Raw genomic sequence first — 23,354 nt, forward strand, 5'->3', positions numbered from 1 at the left:
ATGCGGGCACGGTCAGATCTCTGATTAAGCAAGAAGTAGCAGCAGGGCGGGAGTGGCTTGGTGCAATAGTTTGGATCTGAATCAGGCGTTCGTCCCGAAAGCGGAAGGGCAGCTTTCGGCCCACTTGCCGCAAGCAAGATCGGTCAAGACGAAGCGTCCCGGCCCCTTGACCATCAGGACCCCATGCAGCAGGCCGTAGACCTCGCGATGGGCCATGTAATTGGCTTTCGATGACTTTCTGGTTGGCCGCCAGCCCGTTGGCGAACAACTCCTGATTGGATGCCGCCCGGGCTTGGAATGTTGACGTTCTCCCGCCGTCCAATTGCCGCCCGCGTAGGTAACGCGGATACTTCACCAGGTCCCGAAATCACATGACGCGCAGCCGCCGTCTCTGTCTGATCTTTGGAACTTAAACATATCGGTAGAAAATAGCCGTAACCATCTTTCATCTTGCCGCGTATGGTCCGATCATCGGTGCAAGTTTGAGGACATGCAATGAAGAAAGTCGCTGCTCTCCTGGTACTTTCTCTCGTTACCATGCTGCCCGCCATGGCAGCCGCGCAGTCCAACGTGCCGGAGCTTGGGCCATCGCCGCCGCAGGATGCTATGCAGCTGTATCCCGACGGCGTCGAGAAGGCGGTGGCCGCCCTGCCGGACATCGTCAAGAAAGTCGCGGACGCATCCAACGTTCCCGGCTTCGCCGTGGCGGTGGTGCATGGCGGCAAGATGATCTTTGACGAAGGCTATGGCCTTCGCGACAACCGGGACGACACCTCTAAGGTCAGCAGCACCACCATCTTCCAGGTCGCCTCGGTGTCGAAGTCGATCTCGGCCACGGTGGCCGCCATCGCCATGACGAAGGACCACAGCTTCGACTGGGATACCCCGGTCGGCAAGATCTGGGATGGCTTCCGCCTCAATCTCGACTATGTCTCGGGCAACGCCACCATCGGCGATTTCTTCGCCCATCGCTCGGGCTTGCCGATGGCGGCGGGCGACGAGCTCGAGGATCTCGGCTTCCAACGCAAGCAGATCGTCGGCAGCCTATGGATGGTGCCGCTCGATCTCTTCCGCATCTCCTATCACTACGCCAACTTCGGCACGACGATCGGCGCCGAGGCGGTGGCCCATGCCGAGAAACAGCCTTGGGAGCCGCTGGCCAAGAGCCTGCTGTTCGATCCACTAGGCATGCGTTCGAGCAGCTACCTGCACAAGGACTTCATTGCCGCCGGCAACGACCGCGCCCTGTTGCATGCGCGCGTCGCGGACAATGTCTTCAAGCCGCTCTACGACCGCGATCCCGACCAGCAGGCGCCGGCGGGCGGCGTCTCCTCCAGCGCCCAGGATCTTGCCAAGTGGATGATCCTGCTGCTTGCCGACGGCGCGTATAACGGCCAGCCCATGATCGACCCGAAGATCCTGCAGCCGGCCATCACACCGCAGATCGTGACCTACCGCGGCGAGACGCCCGATACGCGGGCCAGCTCCTATGGCTATGGCTTCAATGTGGGGGTGAACGCCAATGGCCGCACAACCATGGGCCATTCCGGCGCCTTCCTGCTCGGCGCCGGCACCACCTTCCAGGTCTTGCCCTCGGCCGATGTCGGTATCGTCGTGCTCACCAACGGCTCCCCCGTCGGCGCCGCCGAGGCGGTCGCCGCCAGCTTTATGGACATCGTGCAATATGGCCAGGTGACCCGCGACTGGTATCCCTACATCAAGCCGCGGTTCATGGGCTACTACAAGCCAGTGGGCGACCTCGCCGGCAAGGACAAGCCGACGAACCCCGCCAAGGCGCGCAGTCCATCCTTCTACGCCGGCGAATATACGAGCAACTATTTCGACACCGCCAACGTGCTGGCTGATGGCGAAAAGCTGGTGCTCGAACTCGGCCCGAAGCCCATGCGATTCACGCTCGAACACTGGGACGGCGACACCTATGCCCTCACCCCCCGCGGCGAGAACGCGCCGATCGGCTCGCTGTCATCGGTGACGTTCGTCGGTTCCCCCGGCAGCATTCACGCGCGGGTGATGACGGTGGACTATCTGAATGAGAACGGGTTGGGGCATTTTCAGAGGTAGGGGTGGAGGCGTCGGGTGCTCAGCTCAAAACGCGACGTCTGAGTAGTGGTTCGGCAATGAGCGCTCTTGGCGCTTTGGTGATGTTGAGCGACGTCAGCTTTCGCTTAAACCGCAGCAGCCATCACCCCGCCAGCCTCCCCTGCTCCGCCTCCTCGGCATTGGGATCCCCCGGCGCCGTCGCCCAGGCCAGCTCCACCAGCGTCACCGTCCGCCGGCCAACCCCGTCGAGCTGACACACGATCAGCCCCTGCTCCTCGATGTAAGTCAGCAGGCGCCGGGCGCGGCGTAGCGAGTGCGAGCCGTAGGCGCGGGCGATCGCCGCGTCGCTCGGGCAGGGCCAGCCTTCCTTCGCCGCGCGGGCGATCATCATGAACACGCCCTGCATATCCTCGGGCAGCAGCGAGGCGCGCGCCGAGACGTCCTGCCATGCGTCACCGCCGGCCATGTCGGAGCCGAGGCCGGCGCGGGCGCGCGTCAGCATGCGGCGGAACTCCGGCAGGTCCGGCACGACCGAGGCGAGGCCCTCGATGCGGCAGCGGACCACGAACTCCTGATAGAGCACGCCGATGACACGGAAGCCGGCATCGGGTTGCGCCAGCACGGCGCGCAGCACCCGGTCGACGCGCTCGCGCCGCTCCGCCAGATCCTCAGCGCTGATCGGCGGCTCCACCGGTTCGGGGCGGATTTCCAGCGCCGCCGATTTCGCCGCCATCAGCTGATCGAGCAGGTCCGGCGACGACCGGCGCTGCGGCCGGACGGTTTCCGGCGGCGGCGCCGCCAGGATGATGGCGCGGGCATCCTCCAGTGCCGATTCCGGCAACGGCATCAGGCGCGGGGTCGCGTTGCGCGGACTTGTATCGGTCGGGCCGATGCGCAGGCCGAGCGGACGGCGCGACAGCGCCGGGCCGAGCGCCATGAATTGCCCGCGCTCGAGGTCGCGGAAAGCCTCAGCCTGGCGCCGCTCCATGCCGAGTAGGTCGGCGGCGCGCGCCATGTCGATATCAAGAAAGGTCCGGCCCATGAGGAAATTGGAAGCCTCGGCGGCGACGTTCTTGGCGAGCTTGGCCAGCCGCTGGGTGGCGATGATACCGGCAAGCCCGCGTTTGCGGCCACGGCACATCAGATTGGTCATGGCGCCGAGCGAGAGCTTGCGCGCCTCGTCCGAAACCTCACCGGCAACCGCCGGCGCGAACAGTTGCGCCTCGTCGACCACCACCAGCATCGGGTACCAGTGGTCGCGGGCGACCTCGAACAGCCCGCCGAGAAAGGCGGCGGCGCGCCGCATCTGGTTCTCGGCGTCGAGCCCTTCGAGATTGAGCACCGTGGAGACGCGGTGGATGCGCGCCCGCTCGCCGGCGCTCTGCAGGCCGCGCGCGGTATGCTCCTCGGCATCGATCACCAGATGGCCGAAACGGTCGCCGAGCGTCACGAAGTCGCCCTCGGGGTCGATAATGGTCTGCTGCACCCAGGGCGCGCTCTGCTCCAAGAGCCGGCGCAGCAGATGGGATTTGCCGGAGCCCGAATTCCCCTGCACCAGAAGCCGCGTCGCCAGCAGTTCCTCAAGATCCAGCGCCGCCGGGGCGCCTGCGCTCGTCTGGCCCATCTCGATCGCAACGGTCATATCTCGACTCTCCTTGCGGAGAGGGCTTATCAACCGCATCACAGCCCGTCGAGCGCGCCATGGCCGGCGCTCGGTGTTGCGCACAGGCTGGATGCTGCCAGGTAAACGATACGAAACGTACCGTTTCGATTCAAGACTGCCACTAAGGAGTGGATTCTTGTCCATGGCATCGGCTACCGGATAGAGGCGCCCGACGCGGTCATTGACGCGGTGGAGATCGAGCGGCCGAAGCCGATTTTTTGCGGGCATTTGCCCGCTCCTCCAGGTCTCGCCAGAAGCCAAGCACTGTCGCCACGATCGCTTCCGGCGCGTCCTCCTGCATAAGATGCTTCGCGTTCGGCACGACGTGGAAGGAAGCGCTCGAAATGCGGCGCGCGAGCTCGCGACCGTCGGCGATGGGAATCCACTGGTCGTCCTCGCCCCACAGGATGGCAACGGGGCAACGAATCTCACCGTATCGCCACTCGACCTCTTGCGAGTATTTGTCATCCATCTGAGCGACCTGGCGCCAGAAGGCTTTTTGGCCTTCGGCTCCCAGCCACGGCGCGAGGTAAAGCGCCATCTCTTCCTCGCGTAGCGCATTCGCTACGGCGCCGCCGATGTAGGCGCGCAGGATCGCTTCGTGAATGTAGTGCGGGAGGCCGGAAAAGACCGTCTCGTGTTTCTTGGCGGCCTGAACAAGTGGTGAGCCTTGCGGGCTGATTGCGACCGGATCGATCAGCACCAGCGACCGGTAGTCGAGCCCGTTGAGCAAATGACCGCGCAACGCTGTTGAGCCGCCGAGATCATGCGCAACGATATCGGGGTCACGCAGGCCCCAATGATCGTAAAGGGCCGCGAAAAGCTCGTTCTGCATGCCACGGGACACGTCGCTGTCGGGTTTGTCGGATCGACCATAGCCGAGCATGTCAAAGCAATAGATTCGCCTCTGTTGGCCGAGCAAAGGCGCAATTCTACGCCATGCCGACGATGAGAAAGGCGTGCCATGCAGCAATACCGCGGGTGAGCCCTCGCCCATCGCGCCCCAGGCGATCGAGTTCCCTTGAAAGGTGAAGCGTTCAGGAAGAGGCCAGTCCGCTGTCGCCATCAGTCTTTCCTCCGATCCTAACGCAGCCAGCGACCTATCCAACGACAACCTGTACGTCAGGTTCCAATGGTCCGCTTCTTCACCGGCTGGGCCTGCTTGGCCCTCTGCGAGCCGGTGCGCGCAGCCGCCGCAAGAATGCTCTCCATCAGGTCCTTTTCGCGCAGTGGTTTGCCGAGCAGCGGCACGTCGGGGGGCCGGTCGGCGATCGCGTCGGCGTCGGCATATCCGGTTATCATCACCGCCGGCCAATCGGCCCGCAGATTGCGGGCGAACCGAATGACCTCCAGGCCCGAGACGAGCGGCATGGCAAAATCGGTGACGATGACGTCGAAGTCGTACGGCGCCCGCTCGATCATCGCCAACGCTTCCGCGCCACCCCCGGCGCAGGTAACCGCAAAGCCGTGTTGGCGAAGCGATTGCGCCGTCAGTTCCCGCAGTACATTGCTGTCGTCGATCAGCAGGACCGATGGATAGTCCTCGCCGGCATTCACGACGGTGTCGTCGGCATCGGACGTCTCGGCGATTTCGACCGGGCGCTCGATTGAACGCGGCAGCCAGAGCTGGACGGCTGTTCCACTGCCGACGGTGCTTTCAATGCGGAGCGTGCCGCCCGATTGCTTGACGAAGCCATGCACCGTGCTCAGACCGAGGCCAGTGCCTTTGCCGACCGGTTTTGTCGTGAAGAACGGTTCGACGACCTTGGCGAGAATGTCGGCCGGTATGCCCGACCCCGTGTCCTTGACGGTGACCACGACATAGTCGCCCGCCGAAATATCCTCGGCTGCACGGCCTAGCGTTCGATTTTGCGCCTCCACGATTATCGTGCCGCCGGACGGCATGGCATCGCGCGCGTTGAAGACCAGGTTCATCAGCGCCAGCTCCAGCTGGCTGGCATCGACATGCGCCGGCCACACAGTGTCGTCGACAAGCCAATCGAAACGGATCAGGCCTCCCAGGACCGGGGCCACCAACCCGTTCATTGTATCGCCGAGCGCGGCAAGGCGCACGGCCTGCGGCCTCAGTGTCTGGCGGCGCGAGAAGGCAAGCATGCGGTTGACGAGTTCGGCGCCCTGTTTTGCCGACCGGCGTGTCAGTTCCAGAACCTGCCTGGCCTGTCCATCGAACTCGGCGTGGCGCTCGAGCAATCCCAATCCGCTGAGAATTGCGGCAAGCAGATTGTTGAAATCATGCGCCAGTCCGCCGGTAAGCTTGCCGATCGCGTCGATGCGCTGCGATTGCAGCAGCTGGTTCTCAAGCTCGCGCCGCTCGGTAATGTCCAGCAATGTGCCGAGGATCTCTGGCTTTTGGCTGTCGGAGCCGTTCGACAGGACGCCCTGGTCGAGAAAAATCCGGTAATTGCCGTCGGCGCATTGCCAGCGGAATTCGCAGGTGTAGGAGCCGGTGGCCTTGGCTGCGAGCAGGGCTTGCCTCACTCTCGGCAGATCGTCGGGATGAACGCGGCTCAGGCCGAAGCCTGGATCGGAGGTCAGCCGTTCGGCAGGAAAGCCGGTCAAGCGTTCGACCCCTTCGGTGACAAAGCTGGCGCCGAACGGCGGCTCCGCCGCCCGCGCGTGGAAGCAGACCGGAAGAGAGCTCAAAATGGCATGCTGCCGCTCCTGGGCGCTGCGCAGCGCCTGCTCGGCCTCGAGCTTTTCCTTCTGCGCCTGCAGTGCCTGGGCCAGCAGCCCTTGCTCGGCAGCCGCCTTTTGCTGGATTTCCAGCGTCTTCTCATGAAGCTCGACGAACACGGCGACCTTGGAACGCAGCATGGCCGGGTCGAAAGGCTTGAACACGTAATCCACCGCGCCGGCGTCATAGCCGCGCAGCATGTGGGCGTCTTCCTTGTTGATGGCGGTGAGAAAAATTATCGGCGTTCGCCTGGATTGCTCGCGCTGGCGGATCAAGCCCGCCGTCTCGTAGCCGTCCAGCCGCGGCATCAGCACATCCAGCAGGATGACGGCGAAATCCTCCTTCAGCAGAGCGCGCAACGCCTCTTCGCCCGACTGCACGCAGACGACATCACCGATAGGGGCCAGAACCTCGCCGATCGCCAGCAGATTGCGCTCGTCGTCATCCACGGCCAGGATGCGCGCCTTTGCCGGCCCCGCTGCCGGCGCCATGACCCCCAGCTTTCTTGCTCCGTGCCTCGACAGTTTCTGCATCGAGCGGCCGTCAGTTCACTGCCATGAGCGTCTTTTCCGGACCATGGACACGGGATCGCGAGCGGCCGATCCAGACACGCAGCAATGCCAGCAGCAGATCGAGGTCGACAGGCTTGGCGATGTAGTCGGAGGCGCCGGCGTCGAGGCACTTCTGCCGGTCGCCCTTCATTGCCTTGGCGGTAACCGAGATCAACGGGATATGGGCAATCGCCGGCATGCCGCGGATCTGCCGCATCGTCTCGTAGCCATCCATTTCCGGCATCATGATATCGATCAGTGCGGCGTCGATGTCCGGGCTCTGCTCCAGAAGCGCGATACCTTCCCGGCCGCGCTCCGCATGCAGCACCTGGATGTCATAGGTCTCGAGAACGCTGGTAAGCGAATAGATGTTGCGGATGTCGTCGTCGACGATGAGGACCTTTGCGCCGGCGAGAACTACATTGTCCGGCTGTTCGGCTGTGGCATCATCGTTTTCATGTCCACGCCCGGGGAGAGTTGCCGACATCACGAGAGCCAGCTGAGCGAAATTCTCCGCCCGCGGAACATCCGCCAATGCCGGATGCAAGGCGAGCGACTGTTGCAGCGCTTCCGGATGAGGCGCAAAGAACAGCAGTAGCGACACCGACTGCCCGAACAGAACGGCAATCTCATCCAGCATCTGGGCGTTGTCCCTGGCCGAGCGGCCAAAGCCGAGCACAACGGCATCATAGTTGGCGATGCCGATATCGTCCGCATTCGCCGCGACGCGGCCGATCGCGGTGACCGAGGTGACGCCGTCGCGGATCGCGTCGATCAGCGAAAGGCGGCGCTCGGGATCGGTATCGGCAATCAGGACGCGGCGCTGGACGCGGAGCTTTCTGGAGTGAATGTCCTGGAAGACCTTCATCAGTTCGTCCGACGATACGGGCTTGGTTGAAATGCTGGATGCACCCCTGCGGGCAAGCACCTCGATATCCTCGGCGCCCGAAATGACATGGACGGGAATGTCCTTGGTTTTCGGGTCGTGGCGAAGCAGATCGAACAACACCCAGCCGTCGATATCCGACAGTCCGAGATCGAGCGTGATAGCATCGGGAACCAGCTTGCGCGCCAAAGCCAGCGTGCCGGAGCCCGCGGTCGACAGGACGCCTTTCAGCCCGGCCGAACGTGCGAGGCCGAGCAGCAGACCGCCGAAGGTCGGGTCGTCCTCGACGATCAGCACGACCCGATCTTCCGGTGAGATCGTGTCGCGGTCATCGAGCAATTCGGAGGACGGCGGGCTCGGCTGCGCTGTCGTTGCGGCCACCTCCATCGCCGGCAGCAGCGCCGCTTGCGGGGCCAACGCCATCCGGGGTCCATCGAATGGAATGACCAGCGTGAACGTCGAACCCTTGCCCGGCGTGCTCTCGACCCGCAATTCGCCGCCGAGCAGCCGGGCAATCTCCCGGCTGATCGAGAGCCCAAGCCCAGTGCCGCCATATTTGCGGCTTGTGGTGCCGTCGGCCTGCTGGAAGGCTTCGAAGATCAGCTTCTGCTTGTCCTGCGGAATACCGATGCCGGTATCGCTGACCACGATCGCGAGCGCCTCCATCGGTTGCGCCGAACCGTTGTGACGGCCCGTCTTTTCGGCCCGGAAATTCAAGCGGACCTCGCCTTGCGAGGTGAATTTGAACGCGTTCGACAAAAGGTTGAGCACAATTTGCTGCAATCGCTTCTCGTCGGTGCGAACGGTCTCCGGAAGCTCGGGGTCGACATTGATGGTGAAGCCAAGTCCCTTGTCGGTCGCCAGCTGCCGGAAGGTTCGCTCCATATGCTGGCGAAGATGCACCACCGGCATGTCGTTGATGTCGATCGAGACGGTGCCCGATTCGATCTTCGACAGATCGAGGATGTCGTTGATGAGGCTCAAAAGATCGGTGCCGGCCGAATTGATGGTGCGCGCGAACTCGACCTGCTTGTCGTTGAGATTGCCTTGCTGGTTGGTTGCGAGCAGGTTTGAAAGGATGAGCAGCGAGTTCAGCGGCGTGCGCAGTTCGTGGCTCATATTGGCGAGGAATTCCGACTTGTATTTCGAGGTAAGCGCCAGCTGCTCGGCCTTCTCCTCCAGCGCCCGTCGCGCCATCTCGATTTCGAGGTTCTTGTTCTCCACCTGCTTCTTTTCGTTCTCGAGCAGCTGCGCTTTTTCCTGCAGCTCCTCATTGGTGGCGTGCAGCTCCTCCTGCTTCTTGGTCAGCTCGGTCTGACGCGCCTGCAACTCCGACGTCAGCAGCTGCGACTGCTTGAGGAGGCCTTCGGTGCGCATGGTGGCGGCGATGGTGTTGAGAACGATGCCGACGGATTCCATCAGCTGGTTGAGGAACGACTGGTGCGTGTCGCGGAATTCGCTGAACGAGGCGAGTTCGATGACGGCCTTCACCTCGTCTTCGAACAGAGCCGGAAGAATGATCACGTTCGCCGGCGCGGCATTGCCAAGGCCGGAGGTGACGCGCAGGAAATTCGGCGGCACATTGTCCAGCATGATGGCGCGCTTGTCGGCGGCACTTTGCCCGACAAGGCCTTCGCGCAGATCGAGGCGTTGCTTGATCTCCGCCTTGCTTTCGGCGCCATAGGAGGCGGCGAGCTCCAGATAGAATTCATCCTCGTCGCGGTTGGTCACGTAGAACACGCCATATTGCGCATTCACCAGCGGGGCGAGTTCGGACATGATCAGACGCGAGACCGTGGCCAGGTCGCGCTCGCCCTGCAGCATGCGCGAGAACCGGGCGAGATTGGTCTTCAGCCAGTCCTGCTCGGCATTCTTCAGCGTCTGGTCCTTCAGATTGCGGATCATCTCGTTGATGTTGTCTTTCAGGGCCGCCACCTCACCGGAGGCCTGGACGCTGATCGAGCGGGTCAGATCGCCCTTGGTCACCGCAGTCGACACCTCGGCGATGGCGCGCACCTGGGTGGTCAGGTTGGCGGCGAGCTGATTGACGTTGTCGGTCAGGTCGCGCCAAAGGCCGGCAGCGCCGGGCACCCGGGCCTGACCGCCGAGCTTGCCTTCGATGCCCACCTCGCGGGCGACGTTGGTCACCTGGTCGGCGAAGGTCGCCAGCGTCTCGATCATGCCGTTGATGGTGTCGGCGAGCGAGGCGATCTCGCCTTTGGCATCGACCGTCAGCTTGCGCTTGAGATTGCCTTGCGCGACCGCGGTCACGACCTCGGCGATGCCGCGCACCTGGTTGGTCAGGTTCGTCGCCATCAGGTTGACGTTGTCGGTCAGGTCCTTCCAGGTACCGGCGACGCCCTCGACCCGCGCCTGGCCGCCGAGCTTGCCCTCGGTGCCGACCTCGCGGGCGACACGCGTCACTTCGCCGGCAAAGGAGTTCAGCTGGTCGACCATGGTGTTGATCGTCGATTTCAGCTCCAAGATCTCGCCCTTGACGTCGACGGTGATCTTCTTCGACAGGTCGCCGCGCGCCACAGCCGTCGTCACCTCGGCGATGTTGCGGACCTGGCCGGTCAGGTTCTCGGCCATCGAATTCACATTGTCGGTCAGATCCTTCCAGGTGCCGGCAACGCCGCGCACCTGCGCCTGGCCGCCGAGCTTGCCTTCGGTGCCGACCTCGCGCGCCACACGCGTCACTTCGGAGGCAAAGGAATTCAGCTGGTCGACCATCGTATTGATGGTGTCCTTGAGCTCGAGGATCTCGCCGCGCACATCGACCGTGATCTTCTTCGACAGGTCGCCCAGCGCCACTGCCGTCGTCACCTCGGCGATGTTGCGCACCTGGCCGGTCAGGTTGGCGGCCATCGCATTGACGTTGTCGGTCAGGTCTTTCCAGGTACCGGCAACACCGCGCACCTGTGCCTGGCCGCCGAGCTTGCCGTCGGAACCGACCTCGCGCGCCACGCGCGTCACCTCGGAGGCGAAGGAATTCAGCTGGTCGACCATCGTGTTGATGACGTCCTTGATCTGCAGGATCTCGCCCAGCGCATCGACCGTGATCTTCTGGGTCAGGTCGCCGGTCGCAATTGCCGTCGCCACCTTGGAGACGTCGCGCAATTGCACGGTCAGATTGCCGGCCATGGCGTTGACGTTGTCGGTCAGGTCCTTCCAGGTGCCGCCGACGCCCTCGACATGCGCCTGGCCGCCGAGCTTGCCTTCCGAACCCACTTCGCGCGCCACACGCGTCACTTCCGAGGCGAAGGAGTTCAGCTGGTCGACCATCGTGTTGACGGTGTCCTTGAGCTCCAGGATTTCGCCCTTGACGTCGACGGTGATCTTCTTTGACAGGTCGCCGCGCGCCACTGCGGTGGTGACCTCGGCGATGTTGCGCACCTGGCCGGTCAGGTTGGCGGCCATCAGGTTGACGTTATCGGTCAGGTCCTTCCAGGTGCCGCCGACCCCCTTCACCTCGGCCTGGCCGCCGAGCTTGCCTTCGGTGCCGACCTCGCGCGCCACGCGCGTCACTTCGGACGCGAAGGAGTTCAATTGATCGACCATCGTGTTGATGGTGTCCTTGAGCTCGAGGATTTCGCCTTGCACGGCGACGGTGATCTTCTTCGACAAGTCGCCGGAAGCGACGGCGGTCGTCACCTCGGCGATGTTGCGGACCTGGCCGGTCAGGTTCTCGGCCATCGAATTGACGTTGTCGGTCAAGTCCTTCCAGGTGCCGGCAACGCCGCGCACCTGAGCCTGGCCGCCAAGCTTGCCCTCGGTGCCGACTTCGCGGGCGACGCGCGTCACTTCGCCGGCAAAGGAGTTCAGCTGGTCGACCATGGTGTTGATCGTCGATTTCAGCTCGAGGATCTCGCCCTTGACGTCGACCGTGATCTTCTTCGACAGGTCGCCAAGCGCCACAGCCGTAGTCACCTCGGCGATGTTGCGCACCTGGCCGGTCAGGTTTTCGGCCATCAGGTTCACGTTGTCGGTCAAGTCCTTCCAGGTGCCGCCGACACCTTCGACGCGCGCCTGGCCGCCGAGCTTGCCTTCTGTACCGACCTCGCGCGCAACGCGTGTCACTTCCGAGGCAAAGGAATTCAGCTGGTCGACCATCGTATTGATGGTGTTCTTGAGCTCGAGGATTTCGCCCTTCACATCGACGGTGATCTTCTTCGACAGGTCGCCGGAAGCGACGGCGGTCGTCACCTCGGCGATGTTGCGCACCTGTCCGGTCAGGTTCGTCGCCATCGCGTTGACGTTGTCGGTCAGGTCCTTCCAGGTCCCGGCCACACCCTTCACGCGCGCCTGGCCGCCGAGCTTGCCTTCGGTGCCGACCTCGCGCGCCACGCGCGTCACCTCCGAGGCGAAGGAGGCCAGTTGCCCGACCATGGTGTTGACGATCTTGCCGATGCGCAGGAATTCGCCGCGCAACGGCCGGCCGTCGATTTCGACCATCATCGTCTGCGACAGGTCGCCCTTGGCGACCGCGCCGATGACGCGCGCCACTTCGGCCGTCGGCTGAACCATGTCCTCGATCAGATCGTTGACGGAACGGACGCTCGATTCCCAGCTGCCGGTGGCGTTGCGGACACGGCCGCGTTCGCCGATCCGGCCATCCTTGCCGACGACCTTGCTGAGGCGTTCGAACTCGCGCGTGACCTGATCGTTGAGCTCTACGATTTCGTTGAAGGTATCGGCGATCTCGGAATCGAGGCCGGCGTAGACATTGTCGATGCGAACGGAGAAATCACCGCTCCGAAAAGCCTTCAGTGCGTTCAGTATTTGACGGCGATCCAATTGCCTTGTGGATGCAAGCACGCTCACAGCGCCCTCCCAGCTCACGGATTTCTTGAATGTCCTGGTATCCCCTGCGGCCCGACACAACTCCCCGCAAGCGCAACAACGCGGCATGCTCGATTTGGTTCCAGACGAAATTGCCGCTATGCGGCAGGAATTTCGGCGTCGCATTCATGAAACGACGAGCAACAAAGGTCCATAGTGATTGTATCGATCACTATTTCTGTCCAACGGAACATCTCGAAAAAACTCTCGTTGGGTATAGATCGCGATAGCGCGATGCAACTCGATGGAGACACTAAGATGATCAAAATTCTCTCTGCATCCCTACTTGCTATCGGTCTGGCTACATCTGCCATGGCACAATCGATGGGCTCCGGGACCGGCGGAACGGGTAACGGCCCCAATACCGGCGTCAACACAGGCACTTCCGGCGGCAACACCGGGACTGGCAGCGCAACTACCCCGAACACGATCGATCCGAACGCAACGAATGCCACCACGCCGCAGACAAACGGTATGGAGGACCGCTGCAAGGATACGGCGGGCAACGATGCCGACAACAACACCCCCAGCGGGGCTATGACGTCGGATATGCAGAACTGCAACAAGTAACGGAGTTTTGCTCAGCGGTCATTTCAGCCCGCTGCCTGGTCGAGTCCCGGTGCTCGCGGTTCAAACTACAGGCAGAAACGTGCACTGACCGGGCACGGGTGCGCCATTTTTGGATGAAGGGCGAGCCCAGGCCGGGCGGCCGATTACACTAGTCTCAGCTAGGTTCCGCGATAGGCGGCGGCCAGTCCGGGACGGGTGGCCGTTCTTCTTGATCAGTTATCAGGGGGCCGGTCCTCTTTGGCGGCTAGCTGGGCCAGCAACTGGCGCGATGCTTCGATTGTCCGACGCGTCTCTTCGATAGTCGAATGAAGGTCGTCCACATGACGCCACGCCCGCGCTTGGCATAACCGGGCACCTTCAAGGTGAAGACGATCAGGTTCCCATCGATTCATTGTCTGATGGGCGCTATGCGGTTCAGTTCGAATTTGACCACGATCTGGACTAGCTGGTTGCCTGCTTCGTCGCGGACTTGAATGCCAGCCTCGTGGTAGGTGCCATCGGACAGCTTTTCTCTTGCGATTTCAAGCAGCGTTTTTGCTGCCTCGTCCTCCGCAGATTCCAGGCTCGGAAGCTCTGAACCTTCAGGGTCTGGGAAGGTCTCTCCATTGCTGGACAAGTCGAAGAAATAGCGCGGCATCCATCCTAACTAGGATTGCCGGAAAATGTTCAATGTCTGTTTTTTACATACAAAGAGCTAATTCAGCATGTCCCGCAGGGGCTTTTTGCGCTTCGGCGCCCTGTACTTCTCGACCAGCCTGACCTGGTCGATATCAATCGTCATAAGCGTTCCAAGGTCGATTGTCACCTTGCCGCCTTCCTCGGCCATGCGCGTGAGCCGTTCCTTAGTTTCTTCAACAAAGGCTTTCACACGAGATGCCGTCACTGGCACGAGTTGCTGGCCACAGCGATCCGGGATGACCGATCTGTCGGTAGCCGAATTTCTTCCACCGACGGTTGGTGGACGCATTGCAGATGATGGGCCTAAAGTTCCGGACGGTCCCCGTGCACCGGGCAAGCCCAACCCCCGCATCCCCCCAGCCTGGTGCAAGCCACTTGATCGGATCCCGCCGTCCTGGCATGTGCGGCGGGACTTTTTATCCAATTCGCGGAATACCGAGGCGGCTTCGACCTCTGTCACCTATCCGTCGCGAACGGCTCATGCTCGGGAAGGTGATGATGCAGCACTTCGACAAGGTTTCGCTTGTCGAATGTCTGGCCGCAAATTGGGCAGAACTCCAAATGCCCCGGTTCGTCGTTGTCCGGCGACCCGTGGATTTTGCCCTTCATAGTTGGCGGATTGTGCTTATCCCGTCTCACGTCGTCACCCATCATAACCTGATAGCGCGACGGCAGTTGGAGGGGCGATTTGGCCGCTGGGCGTACCGGCTGAGAGCGTTCGCCCCCAGCTGGAGCGGATTATACGCCCGTTCATGCATCATTGCTAATTTAATAAAATGATCATGGTACGCCACGCTTCGCTGCTGGCCTTCGACGACGAGGATCAGGACCACTAAAAGAAGGTAGTGTCACCCGAGACACTGCCTAAAACGAAGGCCACTGGCTAAAATCGGCGCGAGAACGTACTATGAAAGATCGCCAGCTACGCACCATGGGCGCTGACGCTTGGGAGCGACCATCGCACTCCTGCCCCAACCGGAGGCATTGGTGTGATGGCCGAAAAAAGAATCAAGGCCGGCAGGCCTGACGGACGAAAATCTACGCGCGCTTGCACGGGAGTCCGGTGCCACTGAGCAGCAAATACGTGACATCGCATCTCTGATCGGGCTCGATCGTGCCTCGATCCTAAGAGAAGCGCGTCTGTTGACCCTCGATCTGCGGCCGAAGCTTTAGGGCTTGGTCACTGACTTGGTCTCGGCACCGGGTCAGTCGGTCGACGGTTTCGATGATGGCCTTTGCAAGCGCCTCGCCCTCATGCACCGGCAACGGTCCATAGAGCAAGTTGACTGCCCCTCGCTCGGCAGCACGCCGGCCGGGCAGGTCAGCTCGATCGCCAGGCTCACGAGCTGCAGGCCGGTTCAGCCCACGCCGCATCCGCTTCGCATGAGCCAGACCTATCGCTCTGCCGCTAGATCGCTGTGCGGCTATCGGCCAATAGGCTCAAACCTTGTGAGCTGCTCCGTGCGGCCAGGCTGGCCAGGCTCGATCTTCGTCAACCGCAATCTCGCCTCGGCCACGCGTCGTTGCGCAGCCCGGATCCTGCTGCACAGCGCGATATTGATGCCGACACCGCAGCCTTCATCCAGCATTTCATTTGCACGTTCGAGGGAGCGCTCGGCCCGGTTAAGCCGCTGTCGGGCTCTCGCCAGTTCCATATCCAAAAATTCCATTATTCCGAATCCATTGCGGTCCCTTCGATTGGTAAACCGCTTGTGGTCGCCGTTGGTTCCGGCTTGTTCGCACGGTGATGACGCCGGTGGCCTGGGCGCCGGTGGCCTGAAGGTCGCGACGAATGAAACGCCAGCCCAGGTCAACCCGCGCGGCGTCCTTCAACGCTGGCGGGATCGATCTCCACCAAGCGGTCTGCGGCCTCGACCGCAGTTCGTATCCTGCTGCACAGCGCAAGATTCTCGGCCAGCATTTCTTCAGTGCGTTGAAGCGCGAGCTCGGTCCGGTGGATGCGCTGCCTGGCATTGGCAACTTCCGATGTCAAAATATCGGCCGCCATCCCGTGGCCCTGGGGTTCCATAGTGTCCATGGATTTCTAACACATGGGGGCCGATATCGTTCCCATCCATCGCCAGGATACTGGCGCTGGGCTGTCGATCGTCAAGGCCGGCCGAAGCGCATCATGGCGCGCGCAATGACGAGTTGCGCCTCGACTCTTGGCATTTTTCCTTCTGCATCATGTTGTCGGCAGCGATGAGCCTCTTGAGCGACCGCATGACCTCCCCGGGCGCCCAGCCCGCATCGATCATGCAGGTCGACGATCGCCTGAAAGCCCGGCTCCATTGCCTCCTGGCAATCGATTTCGCGATCGGCATATTCGCCCTGTCGTCTTGGCGGGCTGATCATTTTCGACGTGCCCCTTAAGATACGCTTCTCCGTCGGCACGGTGTTCAAAACAGAACCAATGCGATGGCTGCCTCGGCCTGGCGAACCCCCATCCGGCATCCTTGGGCCCGGAACCAGAGCATCCGCTCAAAAGGATAATCGCGGCCCCCGCCGCCGCGAAGGTGTGGTGTTTGCGCAATGTGATATCCCCCTACTCACACGCAACGTCAAAAGCTTCGCCCTCGCAAGGGCGCGATTGACGATAGCAGGAGGAAGTGGCTACGACCTGACCCGCTAACCGCGCGGTTTAGCCTTCGGTTGAGGGGTGCTTTCTGACGGGTTTGCAACCAATATTGCAGATCGCCGATCTCTGAGCCAAAGGGACTTTCTTGATGCGACTAGCTCGGCACGGTCGTCCTCAGCGGTCGCTCGACTATGCATAGCAGCGATGGCAAAGTCGGCTCTGTTCGTTCGGTAGTCTTCCTTTTGCACGGCCATTGTTTTCTCCCTGTTCGTGGCCCCTCTTTGCCCTGACAGGAGATTAAACTGCCGGTGCATTACGCGAGTCAAATCAAACTAAGCACTCCGCAGTCGCGCCTACATTTCGTTGTTTTCAATGATGCCCGCCATCGACCTGCTGGAGGCACCGGCCGCTTAGGAGCCCGATGAAGACGAGGAAGATGATCCGAATATCCTGATGCTCAAGGGCAGACATTTTCGTCTGTGATGGAAGGGGCGGCGAGATCTTAGGGCGCTTATCCAAATTTTCGGCCGCTGATCGGTGATGCTGTCCGCTTGGCTGGGTAACGCAGCGTGGAATTAGGGGTATTTGCTGCCTGCAAGCTGTCTGGCGCGGCCTCGGCAGTTGGCGATTTGCGCGTGAGCGGGGTACACCTGACCACCAGTTGTCCTGTACGAGTAACATATTCCAACGGCCGCTTCTGCAACGGAAGCATCAAGGACTCGGGTACGGGCGGCAAGTTTAGCTGCCGGGACAAGTCGGTGGCCAATTTTTGGTAAACGTTAGTGGGGGCTATATGCGAGCAGCATCGGCAGCATCCAACTTGTTCGCCGCTTTGGCGATGGCTGGAACATTGATTTGTGCTTCAGTTGCGCAGGCCGGTGTCAAAGTCATCCCAAAGGATACCCCCTACGGAATTACGGGAATCTCCAGCAAGGAAATCGGCCGACAGTTGACCCGACGTGGGGGAGCCAAGCTGACGGCAACCATAAGACGCGAGATTGAGTTTGCCCATTCGGAGCCATCCACTTGCTATGTCAGGGAGGCGGATTATACGCTGTATCTTATTACGACCTATCCGCGGCTAGAGGGCAAGGTGTCGCCGAAATTGCGAAAGCGTTGGAACGCGTTCCTATCCACAGTGGTCGCTAGTGACGCGAAAACGCGACAGTGGGCCATTCAAACGACTAACGCCATGGATGAGTTAACGGCTAACCTGTCGATGAAGAACGACCGCAGTTGTAATCGTCTCAGGAGCTTTGTTGCTCAGCGGTTGCATTCCATCGATCAAAAATTCAAAAAAGTGAACCAGCAATACGTTGACGAGCAAAACGGACCCAACGGTGCGGTTGGAAAAGCCACGACAGAATTTTATCGAGAACCATAGTTGAGCAATCTCTACAACATCACCACGTCGCACGAAGCGATCCGCCAATGGACCCGCGCCTTGCGCGATGTCGTAGGCAACCTTGAACCCTCCATTGACATCTATCCCAACCAATTCGGGCCTGTAGTCCGCAATGCGCAGGACCGCGCGCGCGAGCTTGCCAATCTCCACTGGGGAATGCCGTGGCCTGAGAACAGCGGTTACGATAATAGAGATCATCGACAGGATGAAGCGAGAAGCGCCGTGAGGGAGCGGTTCGTTACCGGATTCTCAAAACGGACTGGCACACCCGGTTGAGTCGGATGCTCAGAACAGCGTCGGAACAGCATGCTACTCGTCAGAGTGGGTGAGCGCCTCAGGCCACCCATTTTTTCACTCGCTATCGGGCAAGGTGGCGAGTGCCGGTGCATGCCGGCCAGCTCCTGAGGGCGTCAAGAAGCGACCTGCGACGCAGTGCCGGCCTGCTTGGTGAAGTCATGGCGACGCGCGCGAACATGTGCCAGCAAATTCACTTCATTGACGACCCCGATTGAAAGAGAGACAGTGTGGTCGACGCGAGAATCTGGCTGTCTATCGAGGTGCTGTACGATTTGGCGTCGGCGGCTATCTGGTCGACAACCCGCTGGCAGATCGCTCGATCTTTAGGTCTAAGGAACTGACTTTTCGGTGCTCGTGGCATCTCGACGCCTTTAAAGGGGAAGTTACTGTGTCCCCCACGCGACGGATGCGTGGGCCTCCGCGAATGGACCCTAAACGCATTCAGACAGATAATTGCCATTCGTTTGAGTGGTGCCGCCAAGGGCTTGAGCCGAATTTAATTCGGGGATTCCGGATTAACCGCTGCAATTGAAAACAGTTGGGGAACGGTTAGCACGCTCGCTGAAAACAGCGGCGGAACAGCGTCCGGCGGCCGTTCCCCACTGAGAACAGTGGAGGAGCAGTGAGCCGCGCCAACGGGGATTCATGCTTGAAAACAGCGGGCAAACAGTCCCTTCAGAGCACCCCGCCTCATGGTGGGCTCATCTTTATGTTGCCTGGTTTCAATAGGCGGGCCCCACGATCGAAATCAGCAGGACCCAAGACTAAAGTTCCTTGTTTCGGGCGCATGTTTTCGGCGCTGAGTGAATACCGCGAAAGAAAGGTCGCGGCGTCGATTGGCATTCCGCCTGCCTTGAAAACCGGCCCTTCGAAGTTGAACTGGATTGCGAAATGCTCGAAGATTTGCGTATCACCAGGGTTCACCACGAAACCCTCTGGGCCGATTAGGCGAAGACTCTCTCCGAATTGTTGAACCTTGGTCAGCGCGGCGCCATATGGGCTGCCATTTTTTGTCCTAACCCCCGACCGCTCAATAACGGTCAGCGAAACATGCTTAGCTGTCGCTAGGCCCTCGTTCTTTATCGCTAAGCTGATTGAGGCGTTCACCAGCGGTCCGGAGGTCATGTTCTCCGTGAAGTCATATACAAGATCCAGGTCCGGAGAGCCGTTTCTGCGAAAAGCGTCTTCGATATCGAAATGCTCCATCGCATAGCTGCTCGAAGCAGATCGCTTAAAATACTGCTTCGCCATGTTGCACATGTGCGGACGTCGTTCCGAACGAGGGACGTCGATTAATAGGTAACCAACGGAATTATCATTCATAGACGGAAATCCGGCCACTCGAATGCCACCGTTCTTCGGCTGTAGTAGGTCTCCAACGGCCGAGCTTACCGCGCTCAAGGCCGTCTCCCAGACTGGTACAGGATCGAGCGCTTGAGCGACGTCCGCCCCCTCCCCAATCGATCTGCAATCCACGCCGATTAACACCACCCCGCCAGCCGAGTTGCTAAACGCCGAAAGCACTTTTCCGATAGCTCGCCGCCCGTCCTTTGTCAGCTTGCCGTCGTTGAACAGTGCGCCGGGCTTCCCGGCAGCCGAACCTCTAAAGTCGAGCTGCAGAGTTTCTTACGCAGCTTGCTGGATTGCTTCGGCCAGTCGGACCTCGCCACCAGAAATCCACTCATCGAAAGTCATTGTGTATCACCCCCGGCGAGGAGCAGTGTAAATAATAACGCCCCCAGCGGGGCAAACTCTTTTCTAGGTCGAAAAGGAGTCTGGCGGTGCCCCAAGGGATTTTTAGCAGAATGGCCCGAAACCGGACATCAACTAAGTTGTTGATTTCCTTGTAGGAAGAACTGGTGGAGCCAATCGGAATCGAACCGACGACCTCTTGAATGCCATTCAAGCGCTCTCCCAACTGAGCTATGGCCCCACTCCGGCAGTTCGCCGGCGCCGTTTCCGGCGAAGAGATCCGGCGCGGGTTGAGACCGCGCCGTTAGTGCAGGCGGCTTCTAACCCCGCCTTCAGTCAATATCAAGCCTTCAAGAACCGCTTTTTCTAGGCGGCGCGGCGAAAGCCGGCGAATGCGGTTCGCTCAGACTTCGTCGTCGTCTTCGCCGACGCCGATCATGTCGGCAACGTCATCATCTTCTTCCTCCTCGTCGGCGAGGAATGTGTCATCCTCGTCATCGCCAAGGTCAACGTCGTCCTCGTCATCGCCGAGATCGGGAAGCTCGTCGGCCTTCGCGTCCTCGTCCGCCTCTTCGAGCGAGACGACCTCGACGCCCTCTTCCTCCTCGGTGTCTACTTCCTTCTCGGCAACTTCCTCTTCCTCCTCGAGGGCGGCGATCTTGCCTTCTTCGAAATAGGAGCGCGGATAGCTCTTGCCCGTGTAAGGCGAGACGATCGGGTCCTTGTTCAAGTCATAGAATTTTCGACCCGTCTCCGGGTCGATGCGTTTGGTGCCAAGTTCGGGTTTTGCCACAGCAAGCCTCGTCGATGAAAGTTTGGTCCCCTTAACCAGAGTTTACGGCGCTGTCAAAGCGAAAAGCCGGCGTCCCAAAAAGCTTGAATTCGAAGGCCTTCATACCAAGGGGATGACCATTTCGGTCCGCCATGATAGGAGACCGCGCAAACCAGACGAAAATGGCCGGCCGCCGGCGTTTCCCAGGAAAGAACCATGTCGCACACTGCCGCCCCGAAGCAGGCCACCGCCCGCAAATCATCTGGCCTTTCAGGCGCGGCACGGGTGCCGGGCGACAAGTCGATCTCGCACCGCTCGTTCATGTTCGGTGGCCTGGCCTCCGGCGAAACCCGCATCACCGGGCTGCTGGAAGGCGAGGACGTAATGCGTACGGGCGCTGCCATGAAGGCCATGGGCGCTCATATCGAGAAGCATGGCGCTGAGTGGGTGATCCGCGGTACCGGCAACGGCGCGCTGCTGCAGCCGGAAGGCCCGCTCGATTTCGGCAATGCCGGCACGGGCTCACGCCTCACCATGGGCCTGGTCGGCACCTATGACATGGAAACCACCTTCATCGGCGACGCCTCACTGTCGGGCCGGCCGATGGGCCGCGTGCTCGAACCGCTCCGCCAGATGGGCGTGCAGGTGCTGAAGGCGACGCCTGGCGACCGCATGCCGATCACGCTGCACGGGCCCAAGCACGCCGCGCCGATCACCTACCGCGTGCCGATGGCCTCGGCACAAGTCAAGTCGGCGGTGCTGCTGGCCGGGTTGAACACGCCGGGTATTACGACCGTCATCGAGCCGGTGATGACGCGCGACCACACCGAAAAGATGCTCAAGGGGTTCGGCGCCAATCTGTCGGTCGAGACCGACGAGCGCGGCGTGCGCCACATTTTCATCGAAGGCCAGGGCAAGCTCATGGGGCAGACGATCGCGGTGCCTGGCGACCCCTCCTCGGCCGGCTTTCCGCTGGTGGCGGCGCTGATCGTGCCGGGCTCGGACATCACCATCGAAAACGTGCTGATGAACCCGACCCGCACAGGTCTTCTGCTGACGCTGCAGGAAATGGGCGCCCGGATCGACATTCTCGACCGCCGCAATGAAGGCGGCGAAGACGTCGCCGACCTGCGCGTGCGTTACTCCGAGCTGAAAGGCGTCACCGTACCGCCCGAACGGGCGCCGACCATGATCGACGAATATCCGGTGCTTGCCGTGGCGGCCAGCTTCGCCGAGGGCGCAACGCTGATGCTTGGCCTGGAAGAGCTGCGCGTGAAGGAATCCGACCGGCTGTCGGCAGTGGCCGAAGGGCTGAAGCTCAACGGCGTGGACTGCAGCGAAGGCGAGGCCTCGCTTGTCGTGCGCGGAAAACCCGGCGGCAAGGGCCTCGGCCAGCATCCCAACGGACAGGGCACCATCGTCCAGACCCATCTCGACCACCGCATCGCCATGAGCTTTCTGGTGATGGGGCTGGCGACGGAAAAGCCGGTGACCATCGACGACCAGGCGATGATCGCAACGAGCTTTCCGGAATTCATGGGGCTGATGAAGGGGCTCGGTGCGGAGATCGAGTAGCTTGATGGCAATCACTAGCCTTGGGGGTTGGGGCCAAACTGGAACGTCGGCGGGACAGCGCCCTCCTCTGTCCTGCCGGACATCTCCCCCACAAGGAGGCAGATTGGCAGCTTCGGCGCTCCGCTCAATCCTGCGACGTAGACAATTGGCGAAAGCCGCGATGGCCGCCGATCTCCCCCCAAGTGGGGGAGATGTCCGGCAGGACAGAGGGGGGCGCGAAGGATCGCTACGCCAATCTGGATCATTGCGCTTTTCGATTCCGGTGGGCGGCCAATGACCTCAACCTTCACCATTGCCATCGACGGTCCCGCCGGCGCCGGCAAGGGCACTCTTGCCCGGCGGCTGGCCGATCACTACCGGCTGAACCTGCTCGACACCGGCCTTACTTATCGCGCGGTGGCGCATTCGCTGCTCCGGCTCGGCCTGCCGCTCGACAATGTCTCTGCCGCTGAAACCGCGGCTCGTCAGGTCGATCTGGCAAAGCTCGACCGCGCCGTGCTTTCGGCACACGCGATCGGCGAGGCGGCTTCGAAAGTGGCTGTCATCCCGTCGGTCCGGCGCATATTGGTCGACAAGCAGCGTGCCTTCGCAAAAACCCCGCCGGGTGCGGTGCTCGACGGCCGCGACATCGGCACTGTCGTCTGTCCCGATGCCGACGTAAAACTCTATGTCACGGCCAGCGCCGAGGTGCGGGCAAAGCGGCGGCTGGACGAAATCGAGAGCATCGGCGGCACTGCCAATTTCGATGAAATCCTTGCCGATATCGTGCGCCGCGACGAGCGCGACATGGGCCGCATGGACTCGCCCTTGAAGCCGGCCGCCGATGCGCACTTGCTCGACACGTCGGAAATGGCTATAGAGGCCGCGTTTCTGGCAGCTCAGGCGATCATCGACGACGTCCTGGCTAAGAGAAACGAAGCCTGAGCCGGGTTTTCCTGCCGCCGCCGATTGCCGGCGACAAAAGAATTCCCATATTGGGCGTGAACCAGCCTGCCAGCATTCTTCATGCGCCGGAATTGCCGCTCAAGGGCGGCCAGGGGCTTTTTGCCCCGGAACGCCGGCAGGCCAACGCAACGCTAACCCACGGCG

The 23,354-nt window shown here is 61.4% G+C and carries 17 protein-coding genes, 1 tRNA gene and 1 pseudogene; 7 read left to right on the forward strand and 12 right to left on the reverse strand.

Going from position 1 to position 23,354, the window contains the following annotated elements:
- Positions 1-81 precede the first annotated feature (81 nt).
- Positions 82-216, reverse strand: a complete 135-nt coding sequence (locus NKI95_RS30515; RefSeq protein ID WP_352721520.1) for a hypothetical protein — start codon at positions 214-216, stop codon at positions 82-84.
- A 279-nt stretch (positions 217-495) separates the two neighbouring features.
- On the opposite strand from NKI95_RS30515, the gene NKI95_RS30520 reads away from it, so the two are divergent.
- Complete coding sequence (locus NKI95_RS30520) at positions 496-2,082, forward strand: serine hydrolase (RefSeq protein WP_352721522.1); 1,587 nt, start codon at positions 496-498, stop codon at positions 2,080-2,082.
- A 121-nt stretch (positions 2,083-2,203) separates the two neighbouring features.
- Here NKI95_RS30520 and NKI95_RS30525 read toward each other — a convergent pair whose 3' ends face one another.
- From NKI95_RS30525 to NKI95_RS30540, 4 genes are all read right to left on the reverse strand, one after another.
- Positions 2,204-3,703 carry a helicase HerA domain-containing protein gene (locus tag NKI95_RS30525; RefSeq protein ID WP_352721524.1) on the reverse strand — a complete coding sequence of 500 codons (1,500 nt, stop codon included), beginning with the start codon at positions 3,701-3,703 and terminating at the stop codon, positions 2,204-2,206.
- A 199-nt stretch (positions 3,704-3,902) separates the two neighbouring features.
- Positions 3,903-4,790, reverse strand: coding sequence for an alpha/beta fold hydrolase (locus NKI95_RS30530; protein WP_352721525.1), 888 nt, complete (start codon positions 4,788-4,790; stop codon positions 3,903-3,905).
- A 56-nt stretch (positions 4,791-4,846) separates the two neighbouring features.
- Complete coding sequence (locus tag NKI95_RS30535; protein ID WP_352721527.1) at positions 4,847-6,910, reverse strand: PAS domain-containing hybrid sensor histidine kinase/response regulator; 2,064 nt, start codon at positions 6,908-6,910, stop codon at positions 4,847-4,849.
- 52 nt (positions 6,911-6,962) lie between these two features.
- Positions 6,963-12,674 (reverse strand): HAMP domain-containing protein, encoded by a 5,712-nt coding sequence (locus NKI95_RS30540; RefSeq protein ID WP_352721555.1) that lies wholly within the window; start codon positions 12,672-12,674, stop codon positions 6,963-6,965.
- Between the two features lie 282 nt (positions 12,675-12,956).
- On the opposite strand from NKI95_RS30540, the gene NKI95_RS30545 reads away from it, so the two are divergent.
- Entirely contained in the window at positions 12,957-13,268 is a 312-nt protein-coding gene (locus tag NKI95_RS30545; RefSeq protein ID WP_352721529.1) for a hypothetical protein, read from the forward strand.
- Between the two features lie 388 nt (positions 13,269-13,656).
- Here NKI95_RS30545 and NKI95_RS30550 read toward each other — a convergent pair whose 3' ends face one another.
- Both NKI95_RS30550 and NKI95_RS30555 read right to left on the reverse strand, forming a co-directional pair.
- Positions 13,657-13,905 (reverse strand): DUF6894 family protein, encoded by a 249-nt coding sequence (locus tag NKI95_RS30550; protein WP_352464438.1) that lies wholly within the window; start codon positions 13,903-13,905, stop codon positions 13,657-13,659.
- Positions 13,906-13,962: 57 nt separating this feature from the next.
- On the reverse strand, positions 13,963-14,136 hold the full coding sequence (locus tag NKI95_RS30555; RefSeq protein ID WP_352516943.1) for a hypothetical protein: 174 nt from the start codon (positions 14,134-14,136) through the stop codon (positions 13,963-13,965).
- Between the two features lie 1,333 nt (positions 14,137-15,469).
- Here NKI95_RS30555 and NKI95_RS30560 point away from each other — a divergent pair.
- Positions 15,470-15,694 carry a hypothetical protein gene (locus NKI95_RS30560; RefSeq protein WP_352464442.1) on the forward strand — a complete coding sequence of 75 codons (225 nt, stop codon included), beginning with the start codon at positions 15,470-15,472 and terminating at the stop codon, positions 15,692-15,694.
- Between the two features lie 62 nt (positions 15,695-15,756).
- On the opposite strand, the gene NKI95_RS30565 is transcribed toward NKI95_RS30560, so the two are convergent.
- Complete coding sequence (locus NKI95_RS30565; RefSeq protein ID WP_352721532.1) at positions 15,757-15,954, reverse strand: hypothetical protein; 198 nt, start codon at positions 15,952-15,954, stop codon at positions 15,757-15,759.
- A 101-nt stretch (positions 15,955-16,055) separates the two neighbouring features.
- Positions 16,056-16,301 (reverse strand): hypothetical protein, encoded by a 246-nt coding sequence (locus NKI95_RS30570; RefSeq protein ID WP_352721534.1) that lies wholly within the window; start codon positions 16,299-16,301, stop codon positions 16,056-16,058.
- A 1,016-nt stretch (positions 16,302-17,317) separates the two neighbouring features.
- On the opposite strand from NKI95_RS30570, the gene NKI95_RS30575 reads away from it, so the two are divergent.
- Together NKI95_RS30575 and NKI95_RS30580 are read left to right on the forward strand one after the other, a co-directional pair.
- Positions 17,318-17,908: a DUF922 domain-containing protein gene (locus NKI95_RS30575; protein WP_352721536.1), complete on the forward strand. Its 591-nt coding sequence runs from the start codon at positions 17,318-17,320 to the stop codon at positions 17,906-17,908.
- Positions 17,909-18,097: pseudogene (locus NKI95_RS30580) on the forward strand (SOS response-associated peptidase); the annotation flags it as partial. It abuts the gene before it with no gap.
- An 819-nt stretch (positions 18,098-18,916) separates the two neighbouring features.
- Here NKI95_RS30580 and NKI95_RS30585 read toward each other — a convergent pair.
- The 3 genes from NKI95_RS30585 to NKI95_RS30595 all read right to left on the reverse strand — a co-directional run bounded on the left by NKI95_RS30585 (position 18,917) and on the right by NKI95_RS30595 (position 20,711).
- Positions 18,917-19,846: an ATP-binding protein gene (locus tag NKI95_RS30585; protein WP_352721557.1), complete on the reverse strand. Its 930-nt coding sequence runs from the start codon at positions 19,844-19,846 to the stop codon at positions 18,917-18,919.
- 237 nt (positions 19,847-20,083) lie between these two features.
- A tRNA-Ala gene (locus NKI95_RS30590) sits at positions 20,084-20,159 on the reverse strand.
- Between the two features lie 162 nt (positions 20,160-20,321).
- Positions 20,322-20,711 carry a TIGR02300 family protein gene (locus NKI95_RS30595; RefSeq protein WP_352721538.1) on the reverse strand — a complete coding sequence of 130 codons (390 nt, stop codon included), beginning with the start codon at positions 20,709-20,711 and terminating at the stop codon, positions 20,322-20,324.
- 195 nt (positions 20,712-20,906) lie between these two features.
- Here NKI95_RS30595 and aroA point away from each other — a divergent pair, with 195 nt between their 5' ends.
- On the forward strand, positions 20,907-22,265 hold the full coding sequence (gene aroA / locus NKI95_RS30600) for a 3-phosphoshikimate 1-carboxyvinyltransferase (RefSeq protein WP_352721539.1): 1,359 nt from the start codon (positions 20,907-20,909) through the stop codon (positions 22,263-22,265).
- A 273-nt stretch (positions 22,266-22,538) separates the two neighbouring features.
- On the forward strand, positions 22,539-23,189 hold the full coding sequence (gene cmk / locus NKI95_RS30605) for a (d)CMP kinase (protein ID WP_352721541.1): 651 nt from the start codon (positions 22,539-22,541) through the stop codon (positions 23,187-23,189).
- The last annotated feature ends 165 nt before the right edge of the window (positions 23,190-23,354 follow it).

The organism is Mesorhizobium sp. M0306, from assembly GCF_040321655.1.
In the GTDB taxonomy this organism is placed as follows: Bacteria; Pseudomonadota; Alphaproteobacteria; order Rhizobiales; family Rhizobiaceae; genus Mesorhizobium.